This window comes from Micromonospora sp. NPDC048898 (assembly GCF_043198035.1).
Taxonomy (GTDB): Bacteria; Actinomycetota; Actinomycetes; order Mycobacteriales; family Micromonosporaceae; genus Micromonospora.
The window spans coordinates 1-14660 of the sequence record NZ_JBICUF010000011.1 but is presented as its reverse complement, the minus strand read 5'-3'; the positions used below and the strand labels follow the sequence as shown (position 1 = coordinate 14660).

13 protein-coding genes are annotated in these 14660 nt (G+C 68.2%); 10 read left to right on the top strand and 3 right to left on the bottom strand.

Annotated elements, in window-relative coordinates:
* Positions 1-53: 53 nt before the first annotated feature.
* From ACGFIQ_RS24960 to ACGFIQ_RS24940, 5 genes are all read left to right on the top strand, one after another.
* Complete coding sequence (locus ACGFIQ_RS24960; protein WP_393247432.1) at positions 54-485, top strand: hypothetical protein; 432 nt, start codon at positions 54-56, stop codon at positions 483-485.
* Positions 485-886: a hypothetical protein gene (locus ACGFIQ_RS24955; protein WP_393247430.1), complete on the top strand. Its 402-nt coding sequence runs from the start codon at positions 485-487 to the stop codon at positions 884-886. The genes ACGFIQ_RS24960 and ACGFIQ_RS24955 overlap by 1 nt, the downstream gene beginning before the upstream one ends.
* Positions 883-1404, top strand: coding sequence for a hypothetical protein (locus ACGFIQ_RS24950; RefSeq protein ID WP_393247428.1), 522 nt, complete (start codon positions 883-885; stop codon positions 1402-1404). The genes ACGFIQ_RS24955 and ACGFIQ_RS24950 overlap by 4 nt, the downstream gene beginning before the upstream one ends.
* Positions 1401-2258 (top strand): type I-C CRISPR-associated protein Cas7/Csd2, encoded by an 858-nt coding sequence (gene cas7c, locus ACGFIQ_RS24945; RefSeq protein ID WP_393247426.1) that lies wholly within the window; start codon positions 1401-1403, stop codon positions 2256-2258. The genes ACGFIQ_RS24950 and cas7c overlap by 4 nt, the downstream gene beginning before the upstream one ends.
* Positions 2259-2599: 341 nt before the next feature.
* Positions 2600-3133 (top strand): hypothetical protein, encoded by a 534-nt coding sequence (locus ACGFIQ_RS24940; RefSeq protein WP_393247424.1) that lies wholly within the window; start codon positions 2600-2602, stop codon positions 3131-3133.
* A 263-nt stretch (positions 3134-3396) separates the two neighbouring features.
* Here ACGFIQ_RS24940 and ACGFIQ_RS24935 read toward each other — a convergent pair whose 3' ends face one another.
* The 3 genes from ACGFIQ_RS24935 to ACGFIQ_RS24925 form a co-directional block, all read right to left on the bottom strand.
* On the bottom strand, positions 3397-4473 hold the full coding sequence (locus ACGFIQ_RS24935) for a hypothetical protein (protein WP_393247422.1): 1077 nt from the start codon (positions 4471-4473) through the stop codon (positions 3397-3399).
* Between the two features lie 480 nt (positions 4474-4953).
* On the bottom strand, positions 4954-5478 hold the full coding sequence (locus ACGFIQ_RS24930; RefSeq protein ID WP_393247796.1) for a hypothetical protein: 525 nt from the start codon (positions 5476-5478) through the stop codon (positions 4954-4956).
* A gap of 1238 nt (positions 5479-6716) precedes the next feature.
* Positions 6717-7652: a hypothetical protein gene (locus ACGFIQ_RS24925; protein WP_393247420.1), complete on the bottom strand. Its 936-nt coding sequence runs from the start codon at positions 7650-7652 to the stop codon at positions 6717-6719.
* A 287-nt stretch (positions 7653-7939) separates the two neighbouring features.
* Between ACGFIQ_RS24925 and ACGFIQ_RS24920 the strand changes: the two genes are divergently transcribed.
* The 5 genes from ACGFIQ_RS24920 (at position 7940) to ACGFIQ_RS24900 (ending at position 14513) form a co-directional block, all read left to right on the top strand.
* Positions 7940-8689 (top strand): hypothetical protein, encoded by a 750-nt coding sequence (locus ACGFIQ_RS24920; RefSeq protein WP_393247418.1) that lies wholly within the window; start codon positions 7940-7942, stop codon positions 8687-8689.
* A 561-nt stretch (positions 8690-9250) separates the two neighbouring features.
* Positions 9251-9811, top strand: a complete 561-nt coding sequence (locus tag ACGFIQ_RS24915) for a hypothetical protein (protein WP_393247416.1) — start codon at positions 9251-9253, stop codon at positions 9809-9811.
* Between the two features lie 1015 nt (positions 9812-10826).
* Entirely contained in the window at positions 10827-11966 is a 1140-nt protein-coding gene (locus ACGFIQ_RS24910) for a DUF932 domain-containing protein (protein ID WP_393247414.1), read from the top strand.
* 153 nt (positions 11967-12119) lie between these two features.
* Positions 12120-12650: a hypothetical protein gene (locus tag ACGFIQ_RS24905; RefSeq protein ID WP_393247412.1), complete on the top strand. Its 531-nt coding sequence runs from the start codon at positions 12120-12122 to the stop codon at positions 12648-12650.
* 159 nt (positions 12651-12809) lie between these two features.
* Positions 12810-14513, top strand: coding sequence for a ParB/RepB/Spo0J family partition protein (locus tag ACGFIQ_RS24900; RefSeq protein WP_393247410.1), 1704 nt, complete (start codon positions 12810-12812; stop codon positions 14511-14513).
* The last annotated feature ends 147 nt before the right edge of the window (positions 14514-14660 follow it).

Sequence of the window (14660 nt, the reverse complement as noted above, 5' to 3'; positions counted from 1 at the left end):
AAGACAACACCCCCTGCTGTGTAATACAACAGGGGGTGTTGTATTGTCTGGTCATGGCGCTGATCGGGAACGCTGACACCGCCGAGCGGATCGCCTTCTACCACCACGGGCTCATCGACTTCGAGCCTGACGGGTGCGAGCAGATCGGTCAGGGGTCGCGGCGCACCGTCTACGTTGACCACCGCGCCGGCACCGTCTACAAGCTCGGCGACGACACCACCAACCGGCAGGAGGTCCGCACCCTGACCGGCCTGCGCCAGGGCGGCGCCACGCACGCCCCGGCAGCCGCCCTGCACGAGATCACGATTCCCGACGGACACGGCGGCAGCCTCACCTGCACCGTCGTGGCCATGCCCTACCTGCCCGACGACGGCAGCGTCCCCGGCCCGTATCCGCTCCTGGAGGGCGCCGGGGACCTCAACGCGCACGGCAACGTCCACGCCCACGGCGGCCAGCTCTGGCTGATCGACGCCGGCGGTCTGTGATGGACGCCCCGCAGCCGAACCGGCTCGCGTCCGAGGCGTACCACCGCGCGGAGGGCTACCAGCTCGTCAGCGTGCTCGGCACCGCAGCGCTGCCCGCGCTGGTCATCATGCTGCTGGTCGACGGCGACTACAGCGGCCGGTCCTGGCAGGCCGTCGCGTCGATCACGGCGACCACGGCAATGTCGCACCTGATGCGACGCCGGTGGTCGGCCCGCGCCCGGTGGCCGCACCGCACCCCGCAGTGGTGTGAGCGCCTAGACGAGGCACCCCCGATTCTCCCGTTCCCGCGCTTCGCGGATGGCGTCGCCCGGGTGATGGTTCGCCTTGAGCGAGGCGCCGGGTCACTACTCGCGACGGCCATCGCCCGACTCCGATCAGGTAAACCCAGGGAGGACTCATGACAACCGGCGGATACGACGTCGAACCGCACGAGGTCGACGCCACGGTGCGCGCTGTCCTGGACGAGGTGCTGACCGCAGCGGCCGAGCACCCCGACCTGATCGCCCAGTACCACGAGCTGACCCGCACGCAGCGGCTCTGGGAGGTCGTCGGCCCCCGGATCGTGCACGCCCTCGTCGCCGAGCGCGGTGCGGTGCTGCGCGCCACCGGCCTGCGTCAGGTCGACCTGATCGGGCCGGCACTGCTCGGTACCCAGCAGCACGTTTCCAAGATCATGCGCGCTGCCGACGACCGTGACCCGGTCGCGGTCCGGATCGTCTCCGTCGGAGTCTGGGTCAACCAGCTCAACAGCTACCAGGGCGACAACATCTGGGACGACCTGATCCGCAAGATCGACGGCTACGACGACGAGGCAACAGCCGAACTCGACCCCAGCGACCGCAGCGACGTGTGCGTGATCGACGGCGCGGTGCTGCGGTTCGACCAGCAGACCGGCGAGTGGTACGGAGCTGACCAGTGACCGACGCGCACCTCGACCCGACCCTCCGGCACGACGCCGTGCTGCTGTTCGAGGTCACCGACGGCAACCCCAACGGCGACCCGGACAACAACAACTCGCCCCGCATGGACGACGAAACCGGCCAGGGCATCGTCACGGACGTGGCCATCAAGCGACGCATCCGCGACATGGTCCCGCTGCTGCGCCCCGACGACCCCCGCGCGGGGATCTTCGTCGAGGCCGGGCACGCCCTCAACACCCGATGGGGCCATGTCCTCAAGGCCAGCCCCGACGACCCCGTCGCCGCGCTGTGTGAGCGCTACTTCGACTGCCGCATGTTCGGGCAGGTGCTCACCGGAGGGAAGGGCTCCGGCAACACAGCGACCAGCATCCGGGGCCCGGTGCAGATGGGGTTCGCTCGCAGCCTCGACCCGGTGTTGGCCGTCGACCACGCGATCACTCGGGTCACCCCAACCCGGCAGGAGGACGTCGACAAGGGCGAGAAGACGGCGATGGGCATCAAGTGGACGGTGCCGTACGGCCTCTACCGGACGCGACTGCACTACTCGCCCGGCCAAGCGGCCCGTACCGGGGTCACCTCCGATGACCTGGCGCTGCTCTGGCAGGCGATCGAGTTGATGTTCGCGGCGAACCTCAGCGCAGCCGGCGGCACCCGCGACGTCGTCGGGCTGTACGTCTTCACCCACCCCACGGCGGTGGGCGTCGCGTCAGCGGGCGTCCTAGCCAGCCGCATCCGTCACGTCCTCACCGCGGACCGGCCACCGCGAGCACACACGGATTACCACCCCGAGGTAAGCGCAGACGACCTACCCGCAGGTGTAACCCTGACGACCCTGGTCGACGTCTGGGCATGATCCGCGCGACGAGGGGCCCCGCCAAGGCGGCAGTGCCCCTCGGGCCGGTCGTAGCTTCCAGCGAAAAAACACCGCTAAGAAGTTGATCTAGGCGTGCACCTGGGGCGCTACCTCAAGACGATGGGCTTGCAGGAGAGCCGATGGACCGTTTCTGCGAGCGCCTCCAAGGGCTCGCCGGACACCGGATCCCGGGCGGAGCACCCTGACTAGCCCGAGACCACGAGCACGGCCACCAACTATGCAATCCGGCAACAGAAAGACATCAAAGCTACTCTTCATGGGAGGTTCTGTGTGATGCAATGATGTCTACGAGATTCCCGTGCAGTTAGATAGGAGACGCGATGGCGATTCGGCTGAAGCTTGGTGGCTACGAGACTGTGCAGGGCGACCCGCTCGGCAGGGCGCACGTCGGTTGCTTCCCGCGCATGACCGAAGACGAGGCGTGGGAGGCGGGCCGGGGCGTCTGGAAGATGAACCGGGAGAAGGCAAGCCGTCAGCGGTTCGCGCTCATCGTGGGTGAGGGCGTCGTCCGTGCGGTCGCCGAGATCACCGGCTACAGCGAGCACACCACCGCGACCGGTGTACGCGGCGCCCTCGAAGGACAGCCCTTGCCGGCCGGTCACCCGGTCCGGGAGGCGTACCTCGGTCAGCCTGACCCGGTCGCGAACGGCTCGCAGAACCCCGTGGGTTACTGCGACCTGCCTGAGGAGCAGACGTACCTGATGCGCCCCTGCGCGTGCGGCTGCGGCGAGGACACCGACCGGGACTTCCTGCCCGGCCACGACGTCCGCGCCATCCAGCAGCGCGTCCGCGATCACTTCGACGGCTCCCCGCTCAAGCTCATCCAGTTCCTCGACCAGCACGCCGCCGCCTGAACCTGACGAACGCGCTCGGCCCACCTCCGTTGTCGCGCGAGGTGGGCCGAGCGCGTTTCAGCCCGCCGGGAACGCCGAAAGTGTCAGTCTTCCCCTGAGCCGCCGGTGGCTCAGGGCCCACCGCACGGGGTGCACGTCTGCTCTCCTGGGGCTGTAGATGGTGATGCTGTGCTCGCACGCCGCGCCCCGGCCTGCCCGACCACGCCCCAGACGGCACACCACCGACGGCCGATGCCGGCGGCATCAGCACCGCCGGTAGATCATCAAACGAGTGCGTCGACGGCGGTGCCGAAGTCCCGCGCACGACGACAGACGCCGGGACCGGCACCGGGTGAGACGGCGGCGAGTTCCCGCGCCCGAGACACCACCAGCGCAGTGCGATACCCCTCGGGCACCGCGACAAGAGTCTCCAGAGCCTGATCGAACCCTGCCACGTCGCCGTCGCGGACCAGACAGGCGGCAGCATCGAGACGAATCAGCGCGGGAAGCACATGCTCGCTGGCCGGATACAACGCCAAGGCGTCCTGGCACGCCCGCTCGGCCTCACCCTGCGCCCCCAGCAAAGCCAGGGTGGACGCGACGTGGAACCCGAGCTGCCGCTCGGGGTACCCGAAGATGCTGTTCGCCCGGTCTGCGTCAGACAGCTCCTCGGCACCGAGGCGGGCACGCTTGAGAGCGACCCTGGCGGCAGCCGCGTCTCCCAGTCGCGCCAACCCCCGAGCCTCGGTGGCGGCGGCGAGCACCGACCCGGCACACCGTGCCCTCCCGACCCGACGCTGGGCATCACGTGCCCGGGTGATCGCCGTCTGGGCCGGCTGCCCCAGGTAGAGCCCGACCGTGGCCTGCCGGGCGAGAATCCAGGCATGCAAGGACCGGTCGTTGGTCTCGTCGGCGGCCGTCACCGCGGTGGCAAACCAGCGCCGTCCCGCCCGGACCCCACCGAGGTCGACCAGAAGATTCCCGGCGATGCCGGCGAGCTGACCGAGCAGGACACAGAGCCGGACCTGCACATCGCTGGGGTGCTGCTGCCGCGCGTGGGCGGCCAACTCGGCGAAGTCGGCAACCACGTCGAACAACAGGCCAGCGGCTGGCCGGGTCTTGAACGCGAACCCGTGCTCCCGCACCGCCTGCTCCCACCAGTCCAAATCGGAGACGGACAGGCCCCCAGAGTTCAGGGCCCGATCCGTGCTGGCGCGGATCTGATCGATCAGATCGACAAGGCCAGCAGGAATGAGCGCACCCGCGCCCGCTGCGGCGGCTGTGCGGAGCAGATCGCGTCGCCACATGACGGCCTCCTGCACGGCGGTGTCGGCTTCCCGTTCCAGGGAACCACCAGGCACCCGCGCAGTGCCAGTGTTCGGCGGCACCATCGCAGTCAAGCGCTCATCGACGCCGGTCGAGCAGTCGACCGCCCAGCCCATCTGCACCGGACCGCTCAGGTAGTAGCGACAGAGCAGGTCCTGGTAACGGCTGCTCGGGCGATCGTCACCCTCGAACCGGGTCAGCTACTCCCGGCTCAGCCTGCAATCTGCCCTGTCACGCTCTCGTAGAGATCGCGGATCTGAGCGACAGCCTGATCCACCGTCAGACCCCGGGCCAGCCGGTGCGCTTTCAGGGCACTCACGCCGCAGCACGAGCGGATGCGCTGCGCACGGCCGCGCAACGCCTCGCTTGCCGGTGCGAGGTCCTCCCCCGCCGCCAAAGCTCGATCCCGTTGCTGCCGAGCGCAAGAGGCAGGATGCCGACCGCGCTCCGGAACAACTCAACCTCGGCGGCTCTGCGCAGACTGACGACGCGGTTCACCGCAGCCAACCTGGTCATTAGTGACCAGGCACGGTCATCACGCGGCACAGTGCGCCGGCCCTGACCTTCTCGCAGATGCTCAGCAGATCGGGATGGTTGCGCAGCCTGGTGTATCCCTGGGGAGGATGAAACCCACCCAACTCAGCCCTCAACTGCGCCAACGGCATTCCCGGGTACTCCGCGACACGCTGGATCGGGATAGCGAATGCTTGGTCCAAGTCCCGCACGTACTCAAAGACCGAGGCACCGTTACCGGCGCGAGTCCGCTCGGCGATCTCGGCGATCTGCTCCGGAGCATCCACAACGGCGGGCCCGAGGTCGATGACCGCGCCGAGCCGGCCCACCGGCCCGGTGAGGTAGACGTACCAGCGCACAGACTGGCCCGCCAGGAACCGGCGCCGGAATTCGTGGGTCTTCTCGCCGGCCCAGATCAGGTCGTAGTAAACGGGGTTCAGCGACATGAGCACCGGCTCGCGGCTGTCCCCCAGAGGGCCGTCGTCGCCGAAAAAACTGGGCTGCGCGGGCTGGGGGAAGGCGCTCATCGTCACCCGACCCATACTGCGGTCGATGGTGGCCGTGGCGCTGCTGCCCCATCGGTGTGTCGAGCCTCCGTCCGCGTGGACACGTCAGGCCGACTCGGTCTTGAGCCGTCAGCCCGTCTACGGCTGCGCGGGCCGCTCGAAGCAGGCGCATCCCGGGAGCGCGAGCAGCCGCTCCCTACCGCCGTCACGGCTACCACCACACCCAGGCAGAACGCAGAATGAGCGACGCGCGGCGGTACGCCGAACCTCGAACAGCGCGACACCGGCTCCCTCCAAGGGCGAGCCGGCACCGCGCATGTTCAGGCAAGGAGTAGCCGGATCCCTCGGGAAATTGTCGCTGAGTATGACGCGACGGCCGGACGCTGATCACCTCCCCAACGCTGCATTGACTTCCTGTCCTAGGCAGGCGGGGTGGAAGGCACCGGCACATCTGCAGGTGGGGCGCGGCGGCGCCTGACCTCGCCGCCGCCCGCCTCACCGTGCTGCACGAGGTGCCACTTGACTCGCGGCGGGATCGATTTCTAGGGCGGCGTGCCACCCTGCCGTTCGCGCCACCGCCCTGCAGAGTGGGCGCGCAAGAGACGATCGACCATCGCTGCGGCCTCGTCCTTCGAGTCGTACGTCCAGCGCAGCATCTGCCCGGTTTCACTGTCTCCGGTACGAGCTACCACCTTCCATCGCGTCTGACGGATCAACCAAACATCGCGCCGACTCAGGCGTCCCCAGACGCCGTTCCACCACCGCCTCACTACCTCCTCCGCCACCACCGGATCGTACATGCGTTCGATTGCCGGACGTCAGATGAGCGGTCGGGGTGGCGTTGGCCTCGCCGATTGCCCGTTTGCCGGTACGGCCCGGCCGCCTCGACCGGCACCAAAGGGTGACTCAGCACTGAGCCGGGCAAGACCGCCGGCGCAATTCGGTCAGCCGGCTACGACGTGCGAGCACATGCCGCGGGGTCGGTAGCCGCCGGGCGCGTCATGGCCGGCAGCGGCCCACAGACGCGCGGCCTTCCGGCAGGCTGCCCAAGAGTGTGCCAAGCCAAGCCGGGATGCGCGGTCGGCAGCGCCGCCAGGCCGGTGCCTGCGAGGCCGCGCCGTTAGTAGCGGGGCAGCGAGAGTGGCTACTCGACCCATCCGAGGCGGCAGCGTCGGCAGATCCGGTAAAGACCTCGAACACCAGTTCGTCCCCGGCCTCCAGAAGCGGCAGCCCGTCGGGCAAGGCGCCCTCGGGTGCGCTCAGGCGTCATCGCCGGGGTATTCCCAAATGCCGATGACGGTGCGGCGTGTGCCGGCGTCAAGCATGGCCTGACTGCGGTGCCGCCCGTTAATGTAGGGACCGCCCTCGCCCCATAGCGGCTGGATCGGATCGGTGAAGAGACTCGCCGCCGCCTCCATCGTCCACTCGTCGAGGCGATGCTCGTCGCTGAGCGTCCGCAACGCGTCAAGCAGGCGGTATAGCTGGTCGTCCTCGCCGCCGTCGTCCGTGGGCCTGGCCTCGATGCGGGCCAGTGCGCGGATCGCGGCCTCGGAAGCAGCACCCCAGTCGCCGTCGTGATAGGAGCAGCATTCGCGGACGCGGCGCCTCGGTGCCACTTGGCGGCCGACACGCCGCCACCACGGCGCCCCGGATGGCATGCAGGGCGGGTCGCCGTGCAGATCGGGTCGGGGAAGGCCGAGCACTGCGGCGACTGCGTACCGCATCCGGCCTTCCTGCGGCCGCGCTGGCTCGATGTAGCCGTCTCCGCGCGACACGTCGACCGGACCACCGACAAGCACGCACAGCTCTGCCTCGCCCAGCCGCGGCCCCCACCTCGGCGCACCCACTGTGTGGGGGCCAACGGCGGTGAATCCATAGTGCATCAGTCCAAGGTCCTGGCTATCGAGCAGCTGGTGCGCGATGAAGATCGGCGGATCCTGTTCATCCGGGCAGTGCCGCTGCCAGACCGCCGCGACGAACCGCTCCGCCCCGTTCATCAAAGCCGCGCCCTCGCGGTGAGTCTGCGTCGCCACCGCGACCGGGCGTACACCGTTCCCGGCGAATATCTGGAGCCGGAAGCTTGAGTTCCCCACCCGGAACATGTGGTCGTCGACCGTACGGTCGCGAACACCCGCTTGCTCGCGCAGCAGCGGCAGGTCACGTATCGGGCCCTCAGGCACCTCCGCTTGATGCATGTCCATTACGGTAGGCCGTCCCCTCGATGATCGGTCTCCATGCCGGCGCAGTCCGTGGGAACGTTCCACGGGCAGGCATATCAGCCTCGGCGAGCGCACCGCTGGTGCCACACATTTCGATCGCAGATTTGTTGTAGTCCGTTTCTGAGCGCATCGCGCGGAAGGCTGTCTGCCGGTGCCTGCTCTGGTAAGCAACGCGCCGGGCAAGGGGTGCGCCGAGACTGGGTCCCGAGCGCGTACCTTGCTGGCTGTCCGGCCGGTCGCCGGCGAGTGCGGGAGGGGCGACGATGAGCGTAATCGAAACCGAAACCATCGCGGGAGTGCCCGTTCACTACCACGGCGCGTACGAGCTAAGCGTCGAGAACGACTACGAGCAGATCCATCAAGATCAGAAGCATGACAACGAGCACCTAGAAGGGCTCGACCGCGAGCCGGGCACCACTACCGCGCTGTACGCCGTGGCCAGTGCTCGCTACCTGGCGGAGAAGACCGGGACGTTGAGCGACGTGCTGCGCGAGCCGTACGCGCTGCGGACCACTCGCGACGTCGAAGCGGTGGTGGCAGCACTGGGTCAACACATCGATGCCCTCGCTGGCGTCGCCGAGGGGCTGGGCGTATGGCTCGACACCGCGCACCAGCGCGGCGAACTCGGCAGCGAACCGGACACCGCCCGAGCGGAGCTCGGCAAGGCCGCAGCCCTTCTGCGAGACGCCAGGCTGCCTTTGCACAGGGTGGCGGTGCCGGATGACCGTAGTCCTGCGCTCGATATGGACACGCTGGTTGTGGGGGTCATCGAGCAACTACGATCCCGTGGTATCGAGGTCACCGAAGTGCACGTCTTGGATTCAGAGACCCGTTGGGAGTTGGGAGGGGACCGACACCTGTCCCTGAGCAGCGAGGGCAGCTGGCAACTACTCTTCCCGACTGCAAGCGGGGAGAGTTGGACGCCTGTCTCGTTCGGGCTGTACTGCTGGTACGCGCACCCGGCACAGATCGCCGAACTGGTCGCTAAGACTCTGGCCGACGTGGAGGGGTGACGGAGGAACACAGCCTGGGTATACACGGCCACATCTGCAGTTCCCCGCCTGCTCAGGCAGGTCAGGCCGCCATCAGTCGGCGCCGATAGAGCAGCGCCGCTCGCACGGGGGAACGAGCAGCGCCGTCCCACCGACGATACTTCACCCCCCGAATCACCGCTGCCCTCCAACGAAGCGACCAGTCCCATGCGAAGGCGCCACGACAGCCCTAGCACTCAGGCCCCCATGGCGGCCAACCAGGCAGGTCGTCGCGCTCTAGCGTGCGTCACGCCAACCAGACTCCGGCAGAGTGGCCGAGTCAACCGGGCTCCGGCGCAGTGGCCGCGTCTCGGTTGGCGCTGGTCATCCGCTCCCTGAGCCGCCTCCTGTCAGGTCGTCCTTCCCATGACGATCGTCGACCGACTGCTACCATCGGAACCTCTTCGGCCTCACACCGCGTTCGCGGCGTGAGGTTGGGAACGTTGGTTGTTTCAAGCGGCCGGGGGGTTGCCACTTCGTTCGTTCGCGGACGTTGTTCCCCCGGCCGTTCCAGCCGCTGGCCACTCGCGGACAGGGACAGACATGGAGATCCGGCACATCGGTGGCCGACCACACACCGATATTGCCGGCGCAGCCGAGCTGACCCGCCGGTCCGAGGCGACCGTCCGACTCAAGACCTCGCCAAAGCAGCGAGAGCAGGGTTCTGGTTGGCCCGCGCCGGTCAAGCAGGACAAGAAGTCGTGGTTTTCTGTCGTTGAGCTGGAGCACGTCCGGGACATCCTCCTGCCGCAGATCGTCGAGGCGGGGCAAGCACGCGTTCACTGCGTCGACCTCGTCGGCGATCCAGAAGAACTGATCTCCGCGACCGAGTTTCGGAAGATCCTCGACATCAGCCAAGGGGCATGGGACTACTACGTCGGCCTCAGCAGGGCGGCGTGGGACCGCGGCGAGGATGGCTACCTTCCCCGCTTTGACGTCGAAGAGCCAGCACCCGGAGCGGGGATGACCCGGTACTGGAAACGCCGCCGGGTGCAGGCGTGGATCAACAGTAGGACGGGGAAGGTTCAGCTCCCCGAGGGGTGCGAAGCAAGGCAGTCCCCCGGGCAGCAATCAGCGGCGTCCGCCCCTATTTCCCGCCACTAGCCCGGACGCAAGCCCTCGTCGTCGCTGCGGCTCGAATCGGCCTCCGGCCGATGGCCTCCCGCCGGGTCAGCGTCCCGCCGCTGAACCGCGGCGCCTCGCCGGCGAGGCAGGCTCCGGGATGAATCAGAGCAGCGCCGATTCTTCCCGGCGGCCTGCCCAAGGGGCAACCATGTTCGGGGGTGAGCCGCAAGCCCATACCCCAGGCTTGCCCCTCACCCCCGAACATGGTAGATCGAAGATCAGGCCGCCGGGAAGAATCTTCAACAACGCGCACGGATGCGCGAAAAGCGCCCCAAGGCACCCACACGCGAGTGACACATATGGCAGAGCCATGTATCATTAAATACGTGCCCCTGGCCATCCGAAAGGCAGCCTATGCCGCTCGTGCACATCCAGTTTCCACGCCGCCAACCCGAGGCGCACCGCACCGACTGCACCCAAACCCCACACTAAGCGCTATCAGCGGCCAGGCATCATTCAGAACACCTACGACGCCGCTACTCGCCGTGACCTCATCCTCGCACTTCACCCGGACACAGAACCCACCGACTGGCACCAGCACCTCGACTCCATTGACCTCACCTGCTGGTGCATGTGGGCCGTACGAAACGAGCCCTACACGAAAGCACAGTTGATGACACTGGGGCGTCACGACCTCCGCAACAGGCTGTCCGACGTTCTACGCAGCCTCGACCTCTGCCAGATACGCAGCGGCGAGCTGGCGGAGCTAGCCGCAGATGCTCATGACCCCACACTCATCGAAGTGCTTGAGGCTATCTATGCCGCAACCGCTACCCTTCGCCACGCACAGATGCAACTCATCCCAGACCCCTCACAAGCCCTCCCATCGCCTGCTGCCGAGTCAACGGAAACGATGCCCTAGCCCCCCAAAGCACCCTTCGGGAAGAGGGTTCCGACTAGACGCGAAACGCCATGTCATGTATCATTAAATACATGAGGGAGGGGCGGCAACCCCCGACCGAATGCCAACGATTCCCGACCGAAGGAAATCACCGTGACTAGCACGCTCGACACCATTCCTCTGACCGCCCGCCACGCCAGCCTGGCAGACCTGACTGCCATCCTCAGCCAGCAGCAGGCCCACAAGCTCGACATCGTGGCCGGCACTGGAATGCTGCGCGCCGAAGCCGGTCATCTGCGCATCACGGGCGCAGAACCGATCCTCACCGACACCGGCGTCACTCCCGCCGATGGGCTCTACCTGCCCACCGAAATCGGCGACGCTGGACTCGGCGAAAAGCTCGGCATCCCCACCGCCTACCTGCGCAAGACCCGCACTCAAGCTCTCCACCTCTACGACGCCAACGTCAACGGATGGCTTGATCTTCAGCGCGGGAAGCGCTACCTCGCCCGTTGCCTGTCCGACGGCAACGGCGGCGGAGTCCTGCGCGCCTTCCTCAGCGACGGTTACAAGATCATCGATCACCTTGATGTCTTGATGTCGGTGTTGTCCGGCATCCGCGAGTCCGGGTTGCGGGTGGAGCTCGCGTGCGACCTGAGCGAGCGGCGCATGGTCGTCCGCGTGCACTCCGAGGCCATCAGGTCCCTCGCCCCCACCCTGCTGCGCAACTATCGCAGTCCCTTCACCGGGGCAACCGGCGCGGACAATCCGACCGTTTTCGCGGGAATCGTCTTCGCCAACAGCGAGACCGGCTCCGGTGCCATGAGCGTTACCCCGCGCATGGTCGTGGAGGTCTGCGACAACGGCGTCACGATCACCAAGGACGTGCTTCGCTCCGTGCACCTCGGCGCGAAGATGGACGAGGGCACGATCCGGTGGAGCAACGACACCCACGAGGCAAACCTCAGCCTCATCGGCAAGCAGGCCCGCGACGCCGTGCGCCGCTTCCTCGACGTCCGCTACGTTCGCCGGGCGATCGAGGAGCTTGAAGAGAAGGCGGGTCGGCGGATCCCCGACCCAGACCACACCATTCGGGTGGTCGGGCAGCGGCTGCGGTTCACCGAGGATGAGCAGCGGCTGATCCTGAACCACTTCATCGACGGCGGGGACCGCACCGCCGGGGGAATGCTGCACGCGGTCACCAGCGCGGCGCAGACGCTCAGCGACCCCGATGCCGCGTTCGACATGGAGAGCGTCGGCGTACGTGCCATGGAGATCGCGGCCACGGCCTGACCGGTCCGCCGGGTGCCGCCCGCCGGCACCCGGCCCCCGGCCCCCGGCCGCAGCACCTCATCGACGGGCCGCGCCAACACCGGACGCGCTCTCGACAGCGCACGCCCTACGCGTGCCGCCCCGTGACGTCATTCCACCGTCAATGGAGAAACCATGCCCCTGTTCATCGGGCTGCCTCACGGCGTTTCACTACCCCGCAACCTCGCCGAGCCCGACGCCCGGCACCTCGTATCCGTTCTCGCCCGCACCTTCCAATGGACCGGCCCCCTGTTCGGCCGCGCGGAGGTCGAGGCATACCTCCACGCTCAGGCAGAAGACCCCGCCAGCCTCCCTGCACTAACCGACGATGACTGGCAGCGCGTGCAGGCAACTGCCGCGTGGAAGAGCCTCCCCGCCGCTGCCCGCCGCGCGATCTCCACGGCGGACATCATCGGTCGCGCCCTTCGGCAGGCCGGCCGGTGTTGCGCTGACTGCGACACCCCCATTTCCGGTCCGCCGACCGCCAATTGGGGACTGTGCCCGATCTGCTTGAACCGCGCCGAGATCACCGACCTACAACGCCGCCCGTGCCCGGCAGGCGACGGAGCAAGCCCACACCGCTGGGACGACAGCACCTGCACCGGCTGCACCATGCCGTCCCCACCCGGCCGCCCGCACCTCACCGCGCTACCCACAGCGGCCTGACCGATCGATCACCGTTCCTTGACAACTCCACAGCGCACCGCGCAGCCCGCCACCTCCGCTACCAGCAACAACCCCCACAAGCCCTGGCGCGCTCTGGACGGCAACCCCAGACGCGACCGGGCAAACCAACACACCCACAACCCGAAGGGAGCACGAACCGTGCTTACGGAAACCGCGCCCGCACCGCAGCTCGACCCGCCGGCTGAGACCGAGGCCCCGAACGATGCCCAGGAGGCCGCCTCACTCACCGAAGCCGCCGAAGCAACCGCTACCGATGCAGGCGTTGACGAAACCGACGAGGCCCAGGAGGCCCCCGCCCTGCCCGGCCGGCACTGCATGGTCCGGGTCAAGAACATCCAGCCGAACCCCGGCAACGCCCGCGACGATGCGCAGGCCCTGCCCGGCATCGTGCAGAACCTGCACCAGGACGGCGTTCGCGGCCTGCTCTCACCCCTCATCGTCGCCCCGCTCGGACCAGACGAGGACGGCCCATATCTGATCATCGACGGCGAGCAGCGCTACTGGTCCGCCGTCGAGGCGAACCAGAAATGGATCCAGGTCATCGTTCGCGAAGACCTGGCCGCCAACCGCGAACAGATCATCAGCATGCTCCGGCAGGTCCACCGCACGGAACTCACCGCCACCCAGCAGGCCCGAGCCATCGAACAACTCGCCCTCGACGGCATGAACGACCACGACATCGCCGAGCGCACCGGCTACCAGCCGGAGCAAATCAAGGCCGGCCGGCAACTCGCCACCCTGGACAAGCGCACCGCCGAACGCACACACACCCTCGGGCTCGACCTCACCCAGGTCGCCGCGCTCGCCGAATTCGCCGACGACCCCGACCGCGTCGAAAGCCTGCTACAGGAGGCCGAGGAAGGTCCGTTCGCGTTCGCCCGCGCGGTAGAGGACTATCGCGGCAAACGTGCCGCCATCGCCGCAGAGGCGGCCCGCCGCGCCGAACTCGTCACCGCCGGGGTGACGCTGCTGTCCGAACACCCTCGGTACAACGACCCCAAGATCAAGGAGGTTACCGAGCTGCGCGACGCCGAGGGTAACCGCGTCGACGCCGAGGCGCACCGCGACTGCCCCGGGCACGCTGTGCGGCTGTTCCTTGCCTACGACGACCGACTGACGGAGACGAGCTACTGCACCGACTGGCGCAAGTACGGCCACGCCCTTCCCGCCTACGCTGTGACCTCCACTCGCAGCGGTCCCATGACCGAGGAGGAGAAGGCAGAACGGCGACGGGTCATCGAGAACAACAAGGCCATGGAGATCGCCAACACGGTCCGCCGCGAATGGCTGACCACGTTCCTGACCGCCAAGACCCCACCCAAGGGCACGGCCAAGCTGATCGCGGAGATGCTGGCCGACTCCGGTTACGTCCTCGCGACCTGGGTCAACGGCGGCCGGAAAATGCTCGACGACCTGCTGTCGCCGGGAAAGACCAAGCGGCCCGGCACCAAGCGCGTTCCCGCCCGGGGCGTCAGCGACGGCCGCTACTCGGTCATCTCCCTCGCGGCCATCGCCGCCGCCAACGAAAGCGGCATCACCCGGTCCTCGTGGCGGGCACCCGATCCGACGGTCGGCAAGTGGCTGCAGTGGTGCGTCGCTAACGGCTTCCAGGTCGGCGAGGTCGAACAGCTCATCATCGACGCCACCGCCAACCGCACGAAGCAGCGCGCCGGCCTCAGCGTCGTCGCCACCCCGGAGCCCGACGATCTGCTGATCGGAGACGACGCGGACGCCATCGACAGCAGCACCAGCGCGGACGGACCGGACGAGGGGTTGACCCGCGCCATCGGGGACGTGGACGAGCCCTCGGGGTCCGAGGTGGAAAGCACGCTCGCCGCCTAAGCCTGCCGGGGGGGGGGGGCGGCACGCCCCCCCCCCCCCCCCCCCCCCCCCCCCCCCCCCACCCCACCCCCCCCCCCCGCGGCGCCGGGGGGGGGGGGGGCCGGGGCCGGGCGGGGGGGCCCCGCGCCGGGCGCGCCGCGGGGCGAA